Below are 21,275 nucleotides of genomic sequence, written 5' to 3'. Positions count from 1 at the left end.
AAAGAAGTAAAACTACTTCTTTTTTTCTTTAAAATTAATATAATACTCAATCTCTGCAGGTGTTAAAATTTTAATTGTATTTGTACTACCTGGCATTCCAACTGGATATCCTACTGTAGCTACATAAGTTCCTGTTTTATCTAATAATCCTTTAGCATCTAATGTTTTTAACATCTTTTGGAACATTTTTGAAGCTTGTGCTTCTTTTATTATTCCTATTGGATTAACTCCCCAAATTGCTGTTAAAGAGTTTAAAACTTTCTTTTTATGAGTAAATGCATAAATTGGAGTTTTTGGTCTATATCTTGATATTTTTACAGCTGATTTTCCTGAACTTGTAAGTGCTAGAATTCCTTTAGCCCCTAAATCATCTGCAAGTTTTGTTACAGTAGCTTGTATAACATCAAATTCATCTAGATAATCAAATTTACTTTGTTTATCATAATTATAAATATCTTCAGTTCTTGAGATAATATTACTCATAGTATCAACTACATTAATTGGATCTTCACCAACTGCACTCTCTTCAGAAAGCATAACTACATCAGTACCATCTAATACTGCATTTGCAACATCTGAAATTTCTGCTCTTGTTGCTCTTTCATTTTGTGTCATTGAAAGAAGCATTTGTGTTGCAGTAATTACTGGCATTCCTTTTGTATTCGCTTTTTTAATAAGCATTTTTTGAATAGTTGGAACATCATAATAAGGAACTTCAATACCTAAATCCCCACGTGCTACCATAATTCCATCACTTTCTTCCATGATTTCATCGATATTCTCAACTGCATCAAACTTTTCTATTTTTGCAATTAATTTACCTTTATAACCATTTAAAAGTTTTCTAGCTCTTTTCATATCACTTCCATTTTGTACAAATGAAATTGCGAAGTAATCTACATTATTTGCAACACCCCAAGCGATATCTTCTTCATCTTTTTTTGTTATTACATTAATATCAATTACAGTATTAGGGAAATTTACACCTTTTCTTGAAGATAAGATTCCATGATTTTCAATTCTTGCTTGAACTTCTCCATCAATTTGAATTACTTTTGCTCTGATTGTTCCATCATAAAGATAAATGTATTCATCAATTTTTACTTTATCTAAAATATCTGGGTAGTTAATAGAAACTACATAATGTTTATCTTCTTTTTTATATCCTACAATTTCATCTTTTAAAAATGTAATTATATCTCCACGTAAAAGTTCAAAAGGTTCTTTTAAATCTCCTACTCGTACCTTTGGTCCGGAGATATCTTGTAATACACCAACTGTTGTATTTAAGTTCTTCATTGCTTCTTTTATATTATTTAGAGTGTTTAAATGATATTCATGACTTCCATGTGAAAAGTTTAATCTAAACATGTTTGCGCCTGCTTTTATTAAGCCTTCAATTATTTCTATGCTATGGCTTGCTGGGCCTAAAGTTGCTAGTATTTTAGTTCTTTTATTCATTTTTTCTCCTTATTTTAATTGTACAATTATAGCATAATATAGTTACAAGTTAACCACAATATTACTTTACAATTATTTCACAATAAGTCAATAGTATGATAAAATAACTAATTGAAATAATAAGGATATAAAATGAAAATAAAGTTAATGATATCTTCTGTTATCGCGGCTACAATGATTAGTGGATGTGCAACAGGAACAGGAAATCAAACTATTGATAATAATCAAAAAGCAATAATTGGTACAACTTTAGGTGCCTTAGCTGGTATAGCACTTGGGAATAATGTTGGTGGTGGAAGTAAAAGTAGAAATAAAGTAATTGGTGCGATGGCTGGTGCTGCTATTGGTGGAGCAATTGGTTATAATTTAGACAAACAAGCAAAAGAAGTTGCTGATAGTTTAAATACAAATGTAAACAATAATCCAAATGCAGTTTTAGATCCAAATCAAGACTTAATTGTTTCAAATACAGATAACTATGTAAAAATCATGTTCAGAGATGCAATGATGTTTGAAACAAACTCAGCAACTCCTACTTATAGTGCTAGTTCTAAAATATCAAAAGTTACAGGTGTACTTGAAAAGTATCCAAATACTTTAGTTCAAGTAACAGGTCACACAGATAGTAGAGGATCTCATTCTTATAATAAAACATTATCAGAACAAAGAGCTTCAAATGTTGGAAATATTATTTATAATTCTGGAGTACAAAATCAAATTTTCTCAAAAGGATGTTCTTTTGATAAACCAGTTGCACCAAATGATTCAGCAGCTAATATGGGCTTAAATAGAAGAGTAGAAGTATATCTTTACCCAAATGCTCAATCTGTAATCGACACTTGTAAATAAAAAGAGAAATCTTTTTATTTACAAGCCTTTGTTTATATCTAGACTAAATAAATTTTGATACAATTAGCAATGATAAAATTTAGTGAATATTTTAATAACTGGCTATATGGAAATGATGGCTACTATGCTACATATAAAGAAATTGGTAAAGATGGTGATTTTTTTACCTCTGTTTCAACCTCTCCTTTTTTTGGTGGTGCTATTGCCAAGAAGATTATAAAATCTATTGAAGATGGTTTCTTACCACAAGATACAACAATACTAGAAATTGGAGCGCATCATGGCTATTTACTTGCTGATGTAATTCAATTTATATACACACTTAAACCAAAACTTCTAGATACTTTAAACTTTTCAATAGTTGAAAGATTTCCTAATTTACAAGAAAAACAAATATCATATATCAAAGAATCTTTTGGTGATATTATAAAATTAAAACATTATAATGATTTAGAAAATGTAAAACTTGAAAATGCTTTTGTATTAGCAAATGAAATATTTGATGCTTTTTCATGTGAATTAGTATATACAAATGATAAAAATATTTTACAACAAGCTTTTGTAGAAAATCATAAAATAAAATTTATTGATTGTGTTGATAAAAAAATAATAGAGCATTGTAAAAAATATCAAATTACAAAAGGTGAAGTTGGATTATCTTATGAAGAATTTGTAAATACTCTTTGTACAAATATCAAAAACTTTGAATTTCTAACTTTTGATTATGGAGATAGATATCCAAGAAACGATTTTTCTGCAAGAATTTATGAAAAGCATACAGTTTATCCAATATTTGAAGAGGGTTTAGATTTACAAAAACTATATAAAAATTCTGATATTACTTATGATGTACATTTTAATCATTTAAATGATTGTTTTAAAAATAATAGTATTAAAAATGTTATTTTTAATACTCAATTAAAGGCTTTAGTTGAATTTGGAATTATCGAATTACTTGAAATTTTAAAAGCAAACGTAGATGAATCGACTTATTTAAGACAAACTCAAAATGTTAAAACTCTACTAGAACCTACGGGAATGGGCGATAGATTTAAAATAATAAATGTACGGAAACAATGGAGACAAAATGAAAATCTTATTACTTGAAGATGATGTAATGCTAAATAGAGCGATCACTCAATATCTTCAATCGACAAACCATTCTGTTAGGACAACAAGAGATGGTACAAATTGTCTAAGAATCATAGAAGAAGAAGAATTTGAACTATTAATATTTGATATTAATGTACCTGATATTAATGGGTTTGAAGTCTTAGAAACCCTTCATGAAAAGAATATAATTATTCCAACAATATTTATCTCTGCTCTTATTGATATTGAAGAGATATCAAGAGCTTTTGAACTTGGATGTTATGATTACTTAAAAAAACCTTTTCATTTAAAAGAATTAACATTAAGAATAAACAAAATATCACAATCTCAAATAGTTCCAAAACAAAATAAACAGCTATCAGATTCATATAGTTTTAATACAAATATCTTAACTCTTTTATATAACAATGAAGCACATACTCTACCCAAAAGACAAATACAAATTATTCAGCTTCTTGCAAGACATAAGAACTCACCTGTAAATTATGATATGTTTAGAGAGTTTGTATGGCAGGATGATGATATTGATAATGCAACAATTAGAGCAGAAATAAATAGATTAAAAAAAGTATTAAAAGAAGATTTTATTACTAATATTAGGGGTCTTGGATATATGATTGAATATAAAAAAGAAGATTAAAGGTAGTAAATAAATTTTATGAGTAAACAAAAAGGCGATGAAGCAGAAAAGAAAGCTATATCTTTTTTAGAAGATTTAGATTATAAAATAATAGAACAGAACTTTTATGCTAAAAAGCTAGGAGAAATAGATATTATCTCTAAAAAGAATGATATCTACCATTTTTGTGAAGTTAAGTCTGCAACTGAGTATGAGATTGCCATAAATAATATAACTACTTCAAAACTCTCAAAAATCAAAAGAAGCATTGATTACTATTTACAAATAAAAAAACTTGATGTAGCATACTGTATTGACGTAATAATTGTAGTAGACAATGAAATTGAACTACTAGAAAATATTACGATTTAAGCAAGTAAATATTTTCTAACTATTTTTATGAAACATAACTTTTAAATTTTTTAGCTCCTAAAAGCATAAGCACCCCAAAGAATACAATTACAGCAGTTACATATAAAGCATAATCATAATTTCCTGTCCATTCAGTTAAACTTACTGCATATAAAGGAGCGGTAACTTGCCCTATTCCATAAGCAGTAGTTAGTGCACCCATTAACATAACTGGATTTTTACCAGATAACTTACCACCTAAATTCATAAATAAGGCAACTAACCCTGTAAATGTTCCACCATATAAAATTCCACATAATAAATTCAAATAAATATTAGCAGTCATAGTAGGAATTAGAATACCCACAATTTGAATTGACATTGCAATTATAATTATATTTACACTTCCATATTTATGTGCTAATTTCATCCATATAATAGCAGCAGGAATTCCTGCAAGTCCAACTAATAACCAAGATAATCCAGCAACATGTTCTAATCCTGGAAGAGATTTTAAAATAGTAGGAAGAAATGTTCCTTGTATTACAAAACCAACACCCTCAGTAAAATATGCAGCAATTAGAATCACAACAAAAGGTGAAAATAGTGCTTTATTTAATGGATGTTTTTCATTTTTTTGACTAACATGTTTATCAAATGACAAGATATACAAAGGATAAAAAGCTACCAAGGCTCCACTTAAAGTTAATACAATCCATGACGTTTGCCATGATGAAATATATAAAACATATCTACTTATGACATCAGATAATGCAAGCGCAAGCCCAATACCTGAAAAATATATTCCCATAGCTTTTGTTTTATCTTCAAAATCTAATTTTGTCATTACTATAGCAGCTCCTACAACTAAAGCCATAGCAGCTCCAAATCCTGCAACAATTCGTCCTAATAACCATAAGATTTCATTTGTTGTAATTCCCATAATAACAGTTGTCAAAATACATAAAATAATTCCTAATCGAAAATACTTCACTTTTGTATTTATATCTTTTATAAAAATAGCAAATATTGAACCAGATAAATATCCTACATAATTCAAAGAAGCTAATACACCTGAAAAAGTTAAAGATAAAGTATTATCTTCTAACATTGAAGGTAAAAGAGAAGTATATGAAAAACGTGCAACTCCTACACCTATAAATAAACCTATAATTCCGGCTAATAAAATATTAAAGTTTTTATTTTTATCTAATAAATTTAAACTATTCAATTCTTTTTCCTTGTGTACTTTTTAAAATATCATTTTGATATGCTTTAGGTGTCATCGCAAAAACTTTTTTAAAGACATTTGTTAAATGACTTTGATCATAAAAACCAACTTCAACAGCTACTTGCGAGATATCAAAACCTTCACTTATTAATTTTTTTGCTCTATGCACTCTTTTATTTACAATGTAGGCATTTGCAGATAATCCAAAATCTTGATTACAAACTCTAATTATATGAAATGCACTTACATTTAATTCTTTTGATATAGAAGTTAATGTTAATTTTGAAGAAATATTTTCTTCTATATACTCTTTAAATTCTTTTGCTATTTTTGTTGTCTCGTTGATTTTCAAAAACTTCTTCTCATCTATAGATAAACTAAAAATAGTTTTTAAAAAATCCAGTAATTTCATCTCTTTTTCTATAACATCATTTTTATCAGATAAAAAATCAAATAGTTTAAAGAAATCTTTATTTATATTTAAATCGTCAAGAATATTAGGCAGGGCAATAATATTTTCACTTTCAAATACTTGATTTTGTAAAGTTCTATACCAGTTTCTATCTATATAAATTACATAATAGTCTTGATTTTTTTCATCCGAAATTGAATAATGAACTTCATTTGGGTTTATAACAACAAGTTTTTCTTTTTTTAAAAGAACTTCTTTCTCATTTACAATAAACTTAGCACTTCCTTTTTTTAATCCTATAAGACATATCATATTATGGTAATGTTTTTGAGGGCATTCAAAAAATGTTGTACTATATTTTAATTCTAAATAAGGTAATTCATTTATCTTAAAAATTCTATTATTGTTGTTTTCTATCATTTGAGTATCTTACAAAAGAAAGTATTAAAAAGTCTTGGAAAATATTGCTATTGTGAGTATAAAAGATGAAAGATAAGTTGTTAGTAAACTTTCACCTTTTTTATTTTGATTGTATATAAAATTAGTGTTAAAAGTATAACAACTGTTAGTAGCATTAAACTAGCATGATTGTTTCATATAATATATTCAAGTCTTATTTAGCAATTTTTAGTTAATATTCCTAAACACTTACGGAGACCTTTTTGTATTCAAAAGAACTATTATCTATTAAAAAATCAAACCGTTTTAGAACTCGTGAAGTATTTAATAAAAATATAATCGATTTAGCTTCAAATGACTATTTGGGCTTATCTACAAATAAAGATCTATTTCAAAAAGCTTATAAAAGAGTACTTCAAGAACAATATACTTCACCAAAAGCATCTATGCTTGTAAATGGATACAATCAAATACATAAAGATTTTGAAGACACCCTATGTAAAGTTAACAATTTTGAAGCAGGTGTTGCAGTAGGTTCTGGTTTTCTTGCAAATATTTCAATGATTGAAGCCTTATGCAGAAATAATGACACTTTATTTATTGATGAAGAATATCATGCTAGTGGAATACTAGCCACTAAACTTTTAAGACCTGAACAAGTTGTTATATTTAAACATAATGACTATAAAGACTTAGAAGAAAAGATTTTAAAAAATACAAGAAATGGCAGAAAAATTATAGCAATAGAAGGTGTTTATTCTATGGGTGGAGATATAGCACCAAAAGATTTTTTTGATGTATCCTCTAAATATGAAGCTATTTTATTAGTTGATGAAGCCCATAGTTCTGGAGTTATTGGTGATAATTTATTAGGGTTATTTGATTACTATAAAATTAAACCAAATAAATACCATGTAAAAATGGGAACTTTAGGAAAAGCTTATGGTTCATATGGTGCTTATATTTTAGCATCAAAAGAAATCATAGATTTTCTAGTAAATAGAGCAAAGCCAATTATCTATTCAACTGCTCCATCACTTTTTGACATTGCACTAGGATTAGAGTCTTTAAAATATATTATTGAAAATAAAAATACATTAAAAGAAAAGATAAATAAAAATTTAACTATTATACATAGAATGTTACATATAAAATCGCAAAGTTTAATTATTCCTATTGATATAGGAGATAATAAGAAAGTAAAAGAAATACAAGCTTTTTTACAAGAACAAAACTATATAGTAGGCGCAATTAGACAGCCAACTGTTAAAAGTGCTATTATACGGCTTATTGCAAAAATAGATATAAGTGAAGATGATTTAATAAAAGTATGCAAAATATTAAAGGAATTAAAATGAAAATATTAATGATTAGTTTACTTGCATTTTCTGCATTATTTTCAGAAGCTACAATAAATATGAAGAAATGTGAGTTATTAGAAATGTCACAATATACAAAACTATTTTCATGTCATAAAATAGACTATTTAGTTGAGTATAAAATTGAAGCTGATTTAAGTGAAGAAGACAGTATAAAAAAAATAACAATGATAACTCCTACTACTCAAAAAGTAATAAAAACAGGAAAATAGAATGATTATAAATGATTTAATAAAAGGCAATCAAAAGTTTAGAGAAGTTTCTTTCCCTAAATTTCAAGGAAATGTTCAAGACCTAGTTGAAAATGGTCAAAAACCTGAAATACTTTTTGTAGGATGTAGTGATAGTAGAATTATCCCTGATTTAATGCTTGATACAAAACCAGGAGATATGTTTATTTTAAGAAATGTAGGAAACTTTGTACCTCCCTATAGTCATGATGAAGATTACCATGGTAGTTCAGCTGCTATTGAGTATGCAGTTTCTGTTTTAGGTGTTAAACATATAATTATTTGTGGGCATTCTCACTGTGGTGCTTGTAAAAGTTTATATCAAGATATTGGAGATTCACCAGATTTAATACATGTTAAAAAATGGTTAGAATTAGGTAAAAAAGCAAAAGAATATACTCTTCTTGCTATTCAAGATAAAAGTGATAAAGAAAAGTTATATAGAGCAACTGAAAGAATTTCAGTAGTTCATCAAATGGAAAACTTACTTACATTCCCTGATGTTGAACGAAAAATAAAAGATGGTAGTTTACAAATTCATGGTTGGTACTATAGAATTGAAGATGGAACTTTAGAATCTTACGATGGCGAAAAATGTTCATTCTTGCCACTAGTGGAGAATGATGATGACTAAGAATGAAGTAAGAAAATTACCAAGAAAAACAATAATTATTATTGGTGTTTTAATTCTTGCAGGAATTGCTGTATTTACAATATTAAAAACACTAAAACAAGATAAAATGACTGAAATTCTTGCCACTTTAGGTCACAACAATATTCAAAAAATTGAAGTAATTAATAAGTTAAGCGTTGAAGATAAAGAAACAAGATATAAAAGTAAAGTATATAAAGTTAGATTTTATGATAATGACTTAGATAAAACATGTATAGGTTTTATTCATATGGGTAGATATAATAAAAACACAAAAGACTTTGACTGTAAATAGGAATAATATGAGTATTATAGAAAAATTAGAAAATAATGAACGATTAGAATATGAAGATGCGATTAAACTTTATGATTTAGATTTATTTACACTTGCAAAATATGCAAATAAAATAAGAGAAGAAAAGCATGGTAAAAAAACATACTTCAATATTAATAGACACATAAATCCAACAAACGTTTGTAAAGATGTTTGCCAATTTTGTGCATATAGTGCTAGTAGAAAGAATCCCCTACAATATACAATGACACATGAAGAGATAATTGAGATTGTTAAAAACTCTTCTAAAAATGATATTAAAGAAGTGCATATAGTATCTGCACACAATCCAGATACTGGTTTGCAATGGTATATGGATGTATTTAGAAAAATAAAAGAGAATTTTCCATCAATTCATGTAAAAGCACTAACTGCTGCTGAAATCCACTTTTTAAGTACTGAATATAATCTTACATACCAAGAACTAATTGATATGATGATTGAGCATGGAATAGATTCTATGCCAGGTGGTGGTGCTGAAATTTTTGATGAAAAAGTTAGAAAGAAAATCTGTGGTGGAAAAGTTACATCAGATCAATGGATTGAAATTCATAAGACTTGGCATAATGCAGGAAAACAAAGTAATGCAACAATGCTATTTGGACATGTAGAAAGCAGAGATCATAGAATTGACCATATGATTAGACTAAGAGACTTACAAGATGAAACAGGTGGTTTCAATGCCTTTATTCCACTTGTATATCAAACTGAGAATAATTACTTAAAAATTGAAGCTCCTCTAACAGGTGTTGAGATTTTAAAAACATATGCAATTGCTAGAATTGTTTTAGACAATATTTCTAATATAAAAGCATATTGGGCAACATCAACTGTAAAACTTGCTTTAATAGCTCAAGAGTTTGGCTCAAACGATGTTGATGGAACAATTGAAAAAGAATCAATTCAAAGTGCGGCAGGTGCAACTAGTGCCAAAGGAGTTGCTTTAAAAGAGTTTGTTGACTTGATTAAAAATACTGGTTTTACTCCAGTTGAGAGGGACTCTGTTTATAATGAACTAAAAACTTGGTAAAAGTTTTTAGTTCTACTTCTTACTTTGGCTGATTAAATACTAATTTAAACTCTATTTCTAAGAAGCCATCTTCATTTTTTGTCATTATTATAGGATACATAATATTTATAGAATATAATTCATTATTTAACATCTCAATTGTATTAAAAAATTTAGCTGGTGTTTCTACCATCATACTTACTGAATAAAAAAACTTTGTAATATCTTCATTCTTACTAGAATTAAATTTAATAAGTGTATCATCAGGAAATAAAATTTTTAATTGCTCACTAACTCTTGAAATTGGTAAGAACTCATCTGTAATATATTTATCCGTATATGTTTTATAAACAACATCTTCTAAAGGTAATGCATCTTTAGCAGTTATTTCCCCTGATATCATATTTTTTTTATTATTTTCAACTTTTATATCTATTTGAGTATACATATCATCTAAACTTGGTTTTACTGATTTTATAAAAGTATCATCAGCTAATAGTGTTGCATTAATTTCTAAGCTATTTTCTTCAAGTTTTAAACTTTTAAGAACTATATCATAAGGTATTCTTTTAAAAATTGATTTTATTCTTTTATTAATTTTATCATTTATATTTACGTGATCAGGAAGATCAACAATTTTTTTGATCTCTTGTTTTTGCTCGTTTGTTGATTCTTGCATATTTATATACAATTTATAAATACCAAAAAAAGCAACAACAAAAAACACTAAAATAAATAGATTATTAAAATTAGTTTTTTTAGCTTTCTTTCTAGGCTTTATAAAACTCTTTCTTAAATGCTTATCTTTTGATAACTCAAAAATTTCTTCATCAATATTTATTGGATGATAATCAATGGGTAAGAGTAACTCTTCACTTAATTGCTCTATTTGTTCATTTGATAACTGTTTTAAAGCATATAGAATTACAATTTTTTCTACAAATATATCTTTAGATTTTTTATAAAACTCATTTAGCATATTATGAATTATTTCATTTAGTTCTAAGTAATATATCTCATCATAAAGCTTTTGACCAGCAATATCATCTTCATAAAAATGTGTTTTTTTTATCGATTCAAAAGTAGGTAAATCAACTGTTTTATTAAATACAATAGAAGCATCATTTCCTAATATTAAAATATGAGCTTTATTATTAAATAAAAAAACTAATAATTGATTTTTACAAATATTTTGTTCTAAATGTAGATTTAATATATGAAAAGCAGAATAAATATAATCTACACCTGTTTTATCAAAGTAGTTTTTTGTTTCAAAAAGAGTTGTTTTTAAAACAGCAATATCAAATTCATTATTCAGTTCTGCGATTTCACAATCTTTTAGTTTTGAAGATAATGCTTTTGGAACTAATCTTGTTGTATCACTTATTAAAAGTGTTGATATATAAGTATTATTAATTTCATTTTGAGAAGCATTTATTTTATGAGCAATATCATGTGCTAAAATTTCATCATCAACTAAAAATACTGAATTATTAGCTTCAATGATTTCATTATCATTTAACTTTTTATAATCAAGCTTTAATTGTGTATCATATTTAATAGCATTAATATATAAAGACTCTTTAGTAAACATATACTTCCTATTTAAATTTTTTTAGGGCATTGCATGAGTCATCATCTTTTTTTTGATAAACTCTTTTGCCTCTTCAAATTCTAAACCTTCAATACAAAAAGGTTCTGATAAATAAAAATCTATTTTTCCAAAAGGTTTTGGCAAAATAAACTTATCCCATGAACTAAACTGCCAATAAGTAGATGGCTTTGAATTTAAAACAATAATCTTTGCTTTACTTTTTTGAGCAATTGCAATAACACCATCTGCAACACTATATCTAGGACCTCTTGGACCATCTGGCGTTAAAGCTACATCTGAGCCTGCTTTAATCTCTTTAATTGTACTAATTAAAGCTTTAGCAGCACCTTTAGAAGATGAACCTCTTATTAATCCTGTTCCTAAAAGGGCATAAATCTTCGCAATAATTTCACCATCTTTATTATGACTAATCATTGCTTTTACATTTCCATTTGGTCTAAATTTAAAATAGTTAGTAGGTTGAGCTAATAAATCTCCGTGCCATGCAACAAAGATAAAAGCTTCATCACTCTTAATTTCTGAGTGATGAAAAACTTTTTTGTTAGTAAAATAAATAAATTTTACAAGAAAATATAATATGTAAGGTAAAATATTTGTCTTAAAATATTTTTTCATTACTGAACTATTTCACCTTTTAACGATGTTCTTGAGTTATCAGTAATTTTTACATTTACAAATTTACCAAGAAGTTCATCACTTCCTTTTGCAAATACTTGTAAATAATTATCAGTGAAACCACAAACTTCACCATTTGGTTTTAAACTTTCAACTAAAACAGAAAAAGTTTGTCCAACGTATGTAGGCATTATAGCTTCTAAATGTCTTTTGTGTAATTCAATTAACTCAATTAATCTAGCACTCCCAATTTTATCTGGTACTGCTAAATCTTCCATCTTTAAAGCTTCAGTTCCAGGTCTTGGAGAGTACTTGAAGTTAAAGATTTGATCAAATTTAGCTTCTCTTACAACATCTAAAGTATCTTGATAATCAGCTTCTGTTTCACCAGGAAAGGCTACAATAATATCAGTAGTAATTCTTAAATCAGGAACTAATGATCTTATTTTTGCAGTTCTATTTAAGAACCACTCTTTTGTATAACCTCTTTTCATAGCTTTTAAAATTGATGTTGAACCACTTTGTAAAGGCATATGAATACATCTTGATATCTTTTTATTTTTTGCAAACTCTTCAATAAATTCATCATCCATATGCAAAGGATGAGGAGATGTAAATCTAATTCGCTCTAAACCTTCAACTTTTGAAACTTCTTGTAAAAGTTTAGTAAAAGTAGATTTTTCTCTACCATCAGAAAATCTTCTTCCATAAGAATTTACATTTTGCCCTAAAAGCATTACTTCAACAGCACCTTGATTAACTGATTTTTGAACTTGATCAACAATCATTTCAACAGGAATAGATAATTCTTCACCTCTAGTACTTGGAACAATACAGTAAGTACATTTTTTATCACAACCAACTGAGATATTTACACTTGCTCTATATTTGTTTGTTTTTGCAGTTGCAAATTCGTACATAGAGTCATCATTATCAATTGAAATTTCAACTGAACCTTTAATATCTACAACATCTTTAATTTTAGATATATTTCGTGCACCTACAACGAAATCTACGTAAGGTGCTCTTTTAATAATATCTTTTCCTAAATGTGATGCAGTACAACCACAAACACCAATTTTAGCGCCATCTTTTTTCTTCTTATTAAACTGACCAATTTCTGAAAATAGTTTCTGAACTGGTTTTTCTCTTACAGAACATGTATTTATAATAATTAAATCTGCATCTTCCATAACATCAGTTTGCGAATAGTCTTTATGTTTTTCTAACTCAGCTACTATATGCTGACTATCGGTGTCATTCATCTGACAACCAAGTGTTTGTATAAATAGTTTTTTATTTGAACTCATAGCTTTATCACTTGATTAAAGTGCATGAACCTCATATAAATATTCATCATCTGCTAAACCATATTTTACTTCTCTGAAGTAAACATTATAGTCATCATCTTCAAGTGCATCAACTAATGCCATCATATCTTTATGTGAGTTATCTCTGTCAAAGTACAATAGCTCTGCATTTGAACCTTTTTTTAATTCTTCTTTAATTTTATCTAGTTGCATTTTTTTTGGTTTTTTACTTAATTCTTCTCTTGCAATTAATAATTCCATATTAGTAAACCTTTTCTTTTTAATTAGCTAAATATTATATCTAAAATTACTTTTATTTTCATAAAAGGAGTTTTCGATATAATATAACTCTACACTACATTGAATTCATAAACATTACATTTCAATGTCAACAAATAAAAGATTATTAAAGGTTATTAATGGACAAAATTATAGATATTTTAGACTCAATTGCATATGAGAAGGGTCTACAAATTGAAAATGTTGAAAATGCTTTAAAAGAAGCACTTATAAAAACAGCAGAAAAAATGGTTGATGAAACGTTAAGATTCGATGCTAATATTGATAGAGAAAATAAAAAATTACAATTATCACAAAAAATAGAAGTTTTGGCAGTTGGTGATGAAAGACTAACTGGTGAAGTAGAAGATGAATATGGAAATGAAATCAATGCTGAAAATTTTATTGATTTAGATGAAGCAAAAGAGATTGATGCAGACTTAGAAATTGGTGATTTTATTGATTACGATTTAGAGTTTGAAAATATGGGAAGAAATGCTGCAACAATTTTACATAATAATTTTGAATATAGAATACAAAGATTTATTGAAGAAAACTTACTTGGCAAATACAAAGATAAAATTGGAAAAGTTGTATCTGGTGTAGTAACTAGAGTTGATAGACAGGAAAATACTTACATCGAAATTGGTGAAGTAAAAGGAATGCTTCAACGAAAAAGTAGAATTAAAGGTGAAACTTTTAAAGTTGGAGATACTGTAAAAGCTGTAGTTCGTGGTGTTAATATAGATAAAACTAATGGTTTAATCATTGATATTTCAAGAACTAGCCCAAAATTCTTAGAGTGTTTACTAGCACTTGAAGTTCCTGAACTTAAAGATGAAAAAGTAATCATAGAAGCAAGTGCTAGAATTCCTGGTAGTCGAGCTAAAATTGCATTAACTAGTATAGATCCACAAATTGATCCAATTGGTGCAGTTGTTGGTGTAAAAGGTATTAGAATTTCTGCTGTTTCTTTCCAACTAAGTGGAGAGAATATTGATTGTGTAGAGTATTCAACAATTCCTGAAATGTTTATCTCACGAGCTTTATCACCTGCAATTATTTCAAAAGTTGAGATTACACAAGCACCTACATTTACAGATAAAGGTAAGGCAATTGTAACAATTCCTAGTGATCAAAAATCTAAAGCCATTGGAAAAGCTGGTTTAAATATTAGACTTGCATCAATGCTTACTAAATATGAAATTGAATTAGTAGAAATTGAAGGTTCTGCTCCAACTGTTGAAGGTAACAACGAAAGAAGAGAAGAAAGAACAACAGATACTTCTTCATTAGAAGCACTATTTAAATAAAATGAATAATATATATATTTATGATTCAGTAAAAAAAGAAAAAGTTTTATTTGAATCAATAGAAGAGAAAAAAGCAAAGATTTATGTGTGTGGACCAACAGTTTATGATGATTCACATCTAGGTCATGCTAGATCTGCCATTGCCTTTGATTTACTTCATAGAGTTCTAAAAATGAACGACTATGAAGTAACAATGACAAAAAACTTCACAGATATTGATGATAAAATCATCAAAAAAATGTATGAAACTTCAAGAACATTGGAAGACATTACAACTCAATATATCAACACATATAAAGCTGATATGAAAGCTTTAAATGTTTTAGATAATACAATAGAGCCAAAAGCTACGCAGAATCTTGAAATCATGAAAGAGATGATTAATAATCTAATCTCAAGAGATATAGCTTATGTAATTTCAAATGGTGTTTATTTTGATACATCGAAAGATTCTACTTATGGTTCAATTTCTCATAGAGCAAGTGACGAAAACTCACAAGCAAGAGTTGAAGCAAATGAAGAAAAAAGAAATCCAGCTGATTTTGTTTTATGGAAATTTGCAAAAGATGAAGATGTAGTTTTTGAAGCAGAATTTGGAAATGGTCGTCCTGGTTGGCATATTGAGTGTTCTGCTATGATTGAAAAACATTTAGCTTATAAAAATACTCCTTATCAAATAGATATTCATGGTGGAGGGGCTGATTTACTTTTCCCTCACCATGAGAATGAAGCCTCTCAAACAAGATGTTCATCAAATCAAGAACTTGCAAAATATTGGATGCACAATGGTTTTGTAAATATTGATGGAGAAAAAATGAGTAAATCACTTGGTAACTCATTTTTCTTAAAAGATGTTCTTAAATCTTATAGTGGAGAGGTTATTAGATTTTATTTGTTAACTGCTCATTATAGAACTGATTTTAACTTTAATGAAGAAGATTTATTGTCTTCTAAAAAACGATTAGATAAACTTTACAGAGTTAAAAAAAGAGTTTATGGTGGTGCAAAATCAGAAGTTAATAAAGAGTTTAAAGAAAAACTATTTAATGCTTTAAATGATGATATTAATACATCAAAAGCCCTTTCTACTATTGATGAAATGATTTCAAATGCAAATGATAAACTGGATATTAATCCAAAAGATAAAGTATTAAAAAAAGAACTAGTTTCAAATATAGAATTTATTTCAGATATTTTAGGAATTGGGTCATCTGATGCTTACGAATATTTCCAATTTGGAATAAGCAATGAAGAAAAAATTAGCATTGAAAAACTAATAGAGAAAAGAAGTGAAGCAAAAAAAGCTAAAGATTTTGAAGCTGCTGATAAAGTCAGAGATGAAATTACAGCACTTGGAATTTCACTTATGGATACACCAGCAGGTGTTGTTTGGGAAAAGGTTTAATTACTTTTCTCAAATAAAAAATAAATTTTAGACATAAAAAAAGGGAAGATGCAATTGCATTTTCCCTTTTTTATAAACTTTTACTAGAATTATCTAGCGAAAGCTGCATCTGTAACATTATGAGTGTTAACGATGTATGGAACTAAAGCCATATGTCTAGCTCTTTTAATTGCAGTTTCTACCATCTCTTGAGAATTCTTAGAATTTCCAGTAAGTCTTCTAGGCATAATTTTACCTCTTTCACTCATTGAAATTTTTAATAAATCAGAGTTTTTATAATCAATGAAAGTAACTTTCATCTCAGTATATTTACAATATTTTTTTCCGTATTTTCTTCTTTCAGCCATGTCGTTTTCCTTTATTTACTAAAACGGTATTTCGTCTTCGTCTATATCTATTTCAGGTATTTTTTGTTCAGGCATTTTTGCTGCTTGATTATTACCACCATAGTTGTTTTGAGCATTTTGAGTATTAGCAGTATTATTGTATTGATTTTGTGCTGGTTGATTATACGATCCTTGTGGATTATAACCTTGGTTATCCCCAGCATTATTATTCATAGAGTCACTTTTTGAATCTAACATTTTCATAGTTTCAACTCTTAAAGAGTGTCTATTTCTGTTAGTTCCATCTTGTGCCGTCCACTGTTCAAATACAAGTCTACCTTCTAATAAAACTTTAGAACCTTTTCGTAAGTATTGATTAGCAACCTCAGCAGATCTTCCAAACATATTAAAATCTAAAAAACAAACTTCATCTTTTTGTTCTCCAGCTGCTGATTTAAACTTAAATGATGTTGCAATTGCAGATTTTGCTATTGCTGCACCAGATGGTAAATATCTTAGCTCAATATCTCTTGTTAAATTTCCAACCATGATTACTTTATTATACATACTAAATTCCTATAATTTTAATTAGTTAGCTTTTTTAGCTGCTTCGCCACACATATAAGTCCATGCTGCAATCTCTTTTTTATTTTCATATTTAATGAAAATGAATCTAATGATATTTTCATTGATTCTGTAATTTCTTTCGATTTCAGCAATTCCTGCAGGTTCACCTTTGAAATATACAAGGTAGTAGTAACCTCTTTTGTGTTTTTCAATTTCGTAAGCTAATTGTTGAGAACCCATATTGTCACATTGTACAATTTCTCCACCATTCTTTTCAATAATAGCTTTTACACCATCAATTTGAGCTGCAGTTTCTTCTTCAGTTAACGTTGGCTTAATAATAAACATTGTTTCATAATGTCTTAATTTACTCATCTATTTTCTCCTTCTAGATTATGCCAATATTTTAGTTTTACACTAATATTAGCAAGGGTACTTTTTTATAAAGTCATGGATTTTACCCAAATAAAACTGTAAACTTTCTTAGAGTTGCTTGTAAATATAGATTTAAGTTGTCTATCTTTGAAGATTTGAGTTCTAACTCAATATTTAGTAAGTATTCTAGCATTTCTTGAAACTTTTCTGGTTTTATATTTATTGCTAGTTTTGATTTCTTTTCCCAGATATTCTTCGGAGGAATGAATCCTAATATTTCTTTAGGATTTGGTGCTCCAATTGCTCTTGTATATGAAGAAATCATAAACAGTTGTTGAATAAATGATGTTACTTGATTTATTAAGAATATTTCATTAACACCCTCTTCTAATAAAAGGGTTAAATCATTTGCTATATCTTTACCACTTAATAAATCATGCAAAAAGTCTTCAAAAGAAACAGCACCTATTCCAAAACAATGTGTATTTACAATATTTGAACTTATCTTTTCATCCAAAATAGCAAGTTTTGATAAGTCATTAATACATAATGATAAATCATTTTTATGCATAAAGTATAAATGATTTAGTGCAGACAACTCATAATTAATATTTAGGTTCTTTGCTTCATTTTCAATTAGCCGTACTGCTTCATTGTCATTAGGAGAAAACATTCTTACTGCTACAGAATTTGTTTTAGCAGAAAAGCTTTTCTCCATTGTTCTAAAATCTGTATCTCCTATACAAGAAAAGATAACTGTACTATCAGGATTTGCATTACAAGCTTCGACTAAAGTATCTACTTCTTTTTTAGGTATTTTTTTATCACATTTTATTAGTAATATATTATTTGATGAGAATAGTGAAGATTGTAGTAACTTGTCTTTTGCGTATTTAAAATCGTATTCATCAAAATACAATTTTTCAATTTCATCTTTTTGTCCAAGAGAAGAAGTTACAATATATGAGTAATGCTCAACTAAAAAGGTTGATTGTCCATAGAACATATAAGCATTAAATTTTTTATTTTGTCTTAAATGATTATCAAATTCGTTTTTATACATAGGGTATATCTTATCCTAAGTTATCTTTCAATAAAATTCATCTAAGAATGAAATATATAAAAAGGTTATTAATGTACAAAATAGAACTTCCCCTACTAGGTTTTGAAGAATTTAAAGAATTAGATATAAAATCTCTTGATAATAACTTTGTAACATTAGAATTAAATCAAGAAAAAGACTTAAATATTAATCTTGTAAATATCACTTATTTTAAAGATACTAATTTCAATTTTAACATTGATGATGATATTTTAGAAAAAATGCAAATTAAAAAACAAGAAGATTTCAAAATATTTTTCTGTATTGTAATGCAAAATCCAATAGAAGAATCTATTGTAAATCTTGCAGCTCCAATTTTAATAAATGAAGAAAAGAGGCTAATAGGTCAATACGTTCTTAAAGACAGAATTCCAAGACTATTTACAACACTAAACGAAGTTAGTATTTAATACTCGCAATTATCTGCTTTGTAACAATATCTACTTCTTTAATCTTAACTTTTAATTTTGTAAAAAGCTTCTGACCCTTTACGTTATCAATAGTTACTTTCAATCCAGAAATAGCATCATAAGAAACTGCTTTGTTTCTTTCAGTATCTACAATCTTTACTTTTATCATAGCTCCAATATTATCATTTGCCCATCGTGCATATTTTCTATCTTCATAATCCCAAACAAGTTGAGCTACTTTTCTTTCATTTAATGATATATGCTCACATATCTCATCTATGTTTTTTGGAGTTTGTTTAGATTTTAGCATTCTATGAAGTACTAAATCTGAATATCTTCTAATTGGACTCGTAAAATGTGAATATGATGAGAAACCTAAACCAAAGTGTCCCAAGTTTTTTGATGAGTACTTAGCTTGTGTTTGAGATTGAATAATAAGTTCATCAATTTCTTCACTCATCATTGAAGCTTTTGCCTTCTTTTGTATATGAGTAATTGTTTCATGAACATCACTTTGAACTTTTACTTTTACACCTAATATATTTACATCATCAACTAATCTTGAAATTGCTTTTAAAGATGGTTCTTCATGTATTCTATAAATTCCTACTGTATTTACTTTTTTACTAGCTTCAATATTTGCTAAAAGCATACACTCTTCAACTAATTGATGAGATGCTGTAGATTCTTCTTTTTCAACTGCTACTACTTTAAAGTTTTTAAGTTTTTGTCTTAATTCTGTAGTTCTAAAATCATAACCTTTTTCTAATCTCTTAGCTCTAAAGCTCTTTGTAATTTCATATAAAGGAAGTAGATAATCAAAAATTGTTTTATCAACGGCAGAATACTGATCTAAGTGTCCTTCTAAAACTCTATCAATTCTTCCATAAGAGAATTTTTTATGAGAGTTTATAATAGCTTCAAAAAGTTGTGCTTTCTTTGCTTTTTTATTTTGTAAATCTAAATATATTTTAAAAACAAAAGAGTATCTATCTACTCCTTCTTTTAAAGAACACATATCTTCACTTAATTCATTAGGTAGCATTGGTAATACTTTTCCAGGCAAATAAACTGAAGTTGATTTTAAAAATGCAAGTCTATCAAGGGCACTTCCCTCTTTTACAAAATATGACACATCAGCGATTGCTACATATAGTACTTTTTCTTCATCATCATAATAAATTGCATCATCATGATCTTTTGCAGAATTTGGATCAATAGTACAAAAAGGGAGATATGTTAAATCAACTCTTTGCTTTTCATCATTCATTTTTGCATCAACTTCTATAGGTTTTTCAAGTCTTATTTCTTCATGATATAAATGCAATGATATTAACTCATCAACTTTTGGGTCTTGAATATTTCCTAAGCTTTTTACTAAATCTAAAGATTGATTATCAACTAAAAGGATATCTCCCTCTTCATATTTAGATGCACCTTTGTTTTCCAATTTTATATTTTCTTTTACAGTATAAAAAGATTTATCTTTTATATAAACTAAAATATCATTTTTCTTACCATCTAAAATTTCAATAATATTTGCTTTGATTTTTGAACGTGGATTAAAAACTCTTTTGGCTAAAACCAAGTCTCCATTATATGCACCATTTAAATTATCAAACTCTATTTTAATATTTTTATGTTCACTTACTAAATCTTCAAGTATTACTAAATTTTTACCTACATTAACAATTGCTACTTTGTACTTTGAATTAAGTTCATAAGAATTATCATCTTGTTTTATAATAATATCTTTTTTTATAAATTTCTCAATTTCAATTAATTCCAATTTACTATAAGTGTTATTTTGTGTTTGTATCTTTATAAAGAGCTCTTTTAGCAATTTTCTTTCCTTTTATATATATCTCGTAATCCTAGCTAAAATATGTTAAGTATTACTATTTTTTATGGTAAATTAC

24 protein-coding genes are annotated in these 21,275 nt (G+C 27.4%); 12 read left to right on the top strand and 12 right to left on the bottom strand.

All coding sequences use genetic code 11. The features are described 5' to 3' along the window. Positions 1-12 precede the first annotated feature (12 nt). Positions 13-1,461: a pyruvate kinase gene (gene pyk, locus KO488_RS01320; protein ID WP_216056983.1), complete on the bottom strand. Its 1,449-nt coding sequence runs from the start codon at positions 1,459-1,461 to the stop codon at positions 13-15. Between the two features lie 132 nt (positions 1,462-1,593). Between pyk and KO488_RS01315 the strand changes: the two genes are divergently transcribed. The 4 genes from KO488_RS01315 to KO488_RS01300 all read left to right on the top strand — a co-directional run bounded on the left by KO488_RS01315 (position 1,594) and on the right by KO488_RS01300 (position 4,414). Continuing rightward, positions 1,594-2,310 (top strand): OmpA family protein, encoded by a 717-nt coding sequence (locus tag KO488_RS01315; RefSeq protein ID WP_216056982.1) that lies wholly within the window; start codon positions 1,594-1,596, stop codon positions 2,308-2,310. 69 nt (positions 2,311-2,379) lie between these two features. Further along, entirely contained in the window at positions 2,380-3,417 is a 1,038-nt protein-coding gene (locus KO488_RS01310) for an SAM-dependent methyltransferase (protein ID WP_216056981.1), read from the top strand. Then, positions 3,398-4,063, top strand: a complete 666-nt coding sequence (locus KO488_RS01305) for a response regulator transcription factor (RefSeq protein WP_216056980.1) — start codon at positions 3,398-3,400, stop codon at positions 4,061-4,063. Before KO488_RS01310 ends, KO488_RS01305 begins: the two co-directional genes overlap by 20 nt. Positions 4,064-4,081: 18 nt before the next feature. Continuing rightward, positions 4,082-4,414: a YraN family protein gene (locus tag KO488_RS01300; protein WP_216056979.1), complete on the top strand. Its 333-nt coding sequence runs from the start codon at positions 4,082-4,084 to the stop codon at positions 4,412-4,414. Positions 4,415-4,439: 25 nt separating this feature from the next. Here the strand turns inward: KO488_RS01300 and KO488_RS01295 are convergent, their stop codons facing one another. Together KO488_RS01295 and KO488_RS01290 are read right to left on the bottom strand one after the other, a co-directional pair. Next, the gene (locus KO488_RS01295) at positions 4,440-5,624 is read right to left on the bottom strand and encodes a YbfB/YjiJ family MFS transporter (protein ID WP_216056978.1); all 1,185 of its coding nucleotides are present in this window, start codon (positions 5,622-5,624) and stop codon (positions 4,440-4,442) included. After that, complete coding sequence (locus tag KO488_RS01290; protein WP_216056977.1) at positions 5,617-6,456, bottom strand: AraC family transcriptional regulator; 840 nt, start codon at positions 6,454-6,456, stop codon at positions 5,617-5,619. The genes KO488_RS01295 and KO488_RS01290 overlap by 8 nt, the downstream gene beginning before the upstream one ends. Before the next feature lie 242 nt (positions 6,457-6,698). On the opposite strand from KO488_RS01290, the gene KO488_RS01285 reads away from it, so the two are divergent. The 5 genes from KO488_RS01285 to mqnE are packed head-to-tail and all read left to right on the top strand — an operon-like array spanning position 6,699 to position 10,060. Continuing rightward, positions 6,699-7,793 carry an aminotransferase class I/II-fold pyridoxal phosphate-dependent enzyme gene (locus KO488_RS01285; protein ID WP_216056976.1) on the top strand — a complete coding sequence of 365 codons (1,095 nt, stop codon included), beginning with the start codon at positions 6,699-6,701 and terminating at the stop codon, positions 7,791-7,793. Further along, complete coding sequence (locus KO488_RS01280) at positions 7,790-8,026, top strand: hypothetical protein (RefSeq protein ID WP_216056975.1); 237 nt, start codon at positions 7,790-7,792, stop codon at positions 8,024-8,026. Before KO488_RS01285 ends, KO488_RS01280 begins: the two co-directional genes overlap by 4 nt. Before the next feature lies 1 nt (position 8,027). Continuing rightward, positions 8,028-8,678: a carbonic anhydrase gene (locus KO488_RS01275; protein ID WP_216056974.1), complete on the top strand. Its 651-nt coding sequence runs from the start codon at positions 8,028-8,030 to the stop codon at positions 8,676-8,678. Then, a complete protein-coding gene (locus KO488_RS01270; RefSeq protein ID WP_216056973.1) occupies positions 8,671-8,991 on the top strand; it encodes a hypothetical protein in 321 nt (106 codons plus the stop codon). The genes KO488_RS01275 and KO488_RS01270 overlap by 8 nt, the downstream gene beginning before the upstream one ends. Positions 8,992-8,998: 7 nt before the next feature. Further along, entirely contained in the window at positions 8,999-10,060 is a 1,062-nt protein-coding gene (gene mqnE, locus KO488_RS01265) for an aminofutalosine synthase MqnE (protein ID WP_216056972.1), read from the top strand. A gap of 19 nt (positions 10,061-10,079) precedes the next feature. Here mqnE and KO488_RS01260 read toward each other — a convergent pair whose 3' ends face one another. Genes KO488_RS01260 through KO488_RS01245 form a run of 4 tightly spaced genes read right to left on the bottom strand, consistent with a single transcriptional unit; the run spans position 10,080 to position 13,840 of the window. Then, a complete protein-coding gene (locus KO488_RS01260; protein WP_216056971.1) occupies positions 10,080-11,633 on the bottom strand; it encodes a hypothetical protein in 1,554 nt (517 codons plus the stop codon). Between the two features lie 21 nt (positions 11,634-11,654). Then, positions 11,655-12,269 carry a lysophospholipid acyltransferase family protein gene (locus tag KO488_RS01255; protein WP_216056970.1) on the bottom strand — a complete coding sequence of 205 codons (615 nt, stop codon included), beginning with the start codon at positions 12,267-12,269 and terminating at the stop codon, positions 11,655-11,657. After that, complete coding sequence (miaB, locus tag KO488_RS01250) at positions 12,269-13,579, bottom strand: tRNA (N6-isopentenyl adenosine(37)-C2)-methylthiotransferase MiaB (protein WP_216056969.1); 1,311 nt, start codon at positions 13,577-13,579, stop codon at positions 12,269-12,271. Before miaB ends, KO488_RS01255 begins: the two co-directional genes overlap by 1 nt. A gap of 15 nt (positions 13,580-13,594) precedes the next feature. Next, the gene (locus KO488_RS01245) at positions 13,595-13,840 is read right to left on the bottom strand and encodes an HP0268 family nuclease (protein ID WP_216056968.1); all 246 of its coding nucleotides are present in this window, start codon (positions 13,838-13,840) and stop codon (positions 13,595-13,597) included. A 158-nt stretch (positions 13,841-13,998) separates the two neighbouring features. Here KO488_RS01245 and nusA point away from each other — a divergent pair, with 158 nt between their 5' ends. After that, positions 13,999-15,171, top strand: coding sequence for a transcription termination factor NusA (nusA, locus tag KO488_RS01240; protein WP_216056967.1), 1,173 nt, complete (start codon positions 13,999-14,001; stop codon positions 15,169-15,171). Between the two features lies 1 nt (position 15,172). Next, the gene (gene cysS, locus KO488_RS01235) at positions 15,173-16,576 is read left to right on the top strand and encodes a cysteine--tRNA ligase (RefSeq protein WP_216056966.1); all 1,404 of its coding nucleotides are present in this window, start codon (positions 15,173-15,175) and stop codon (positions 16,574-16,576) included. A gap of 89 nt (positions 16,577-16,665) precedes the next feature. Here the strand turns inward: cysS and rpsR are convergent, their stop codons facing one another. The 4 genes from rpsR to holA form a co-directional block, all read right to left on the bottom strand. Continuing rightward, positions 16,666-16,923 carry a 30S ribosomal protein S18 gene (gene rpsR / locus KO488_RS01230; protein ID WP_216056965.1) on the bottom strand — a complete coding sequence of 86 codons (258 nt, stop codon included), beginning with the start codon at positions 16,921-16,923 and terminating at the stop codon, positions 16,666-16,668. 18 nt (positions 16,924-16,941) lie between these two features. Beyond that, complete coding sequence (locus tag KO488_RS01225; protein ID WP_216056964.1) at positions 16,942-17,469, bottom strand: single-stranded DNA-binding protein; 528 nt, start codon at positions 17,467-17,469, stop codon at positions 16,942-16,944. 21 nt (positions 17,470-17,490) lie between these two features. Then, the gene (rpsF, locus tag KO488_RS01220; protein WP_216056963.1) at positions 17,491-17,844 is read right to left on the bottom strand and encodes a 30S ribosomal protein S6; all 354 of its coding nucleotides are present in this window, start codon (positions 17,842-17,844) and stop codon (positions 17,491-17,493) included. 82 nt (positions 17,845-17,926) lie between these two features. After that, positions 17,927-18,907: a DNA polymerase III subunit delta gene (holA, locus tag KO488_RS01215; RefSeq protein ID WP_216056962.1), complete on the bottom strand. Its 981-nt coding sequence runs from the start codon at positions 18,905-18,907 to the stop codon at positions 17,927-17,929. Between the two features lie 71 nt (positions 18,908-18,978). On the opposite strand from holA, the gene KO488_RS01210 reads away from it, so the two are divergent. Continuing rightward, a complete protein-coding gene (locus KO488_RS01210; protein ID WP_216056961.1) occupies positions 18,979-19,356 on the top strand; it encodes a flagellar assembly protein FliW in 378 nt (125 codons plus the stop codon). On the opposite strand, the gene KO488_RS01205 is transcribed toward KO488_RS01210, so the two are convergent. After that, positions 19,346-21,199, bottom strand: coding sequence for an RNB domain-containing ribonuclease (locus tag KO488_RS01205; RefSeq protein WP_216056960.1), 1,854 nt, complete (start codon positions 21,197-21,199; stop codon positions 19,346-19,348). The two genes, KO488_RS01210 and KO488_RS01205, sit on opposite strands and share 11 nt — an antisense overlap. Positions 21,200-21,275: the final 76 nt, after the last annotated feature.

The organism is Poseidonibacter lekithochrous, assembly GCF_018861145.1.
GTDB lineage: Bacteria > Campylobacterota > Campylobacteria > Campylobacterales > Arcobacteraceae > Poseidonibacter > Poseidonibacter lekithochrous_A.
This window is presented reverse-complemented; position numbering and strand designations above follow the sequence as displayed.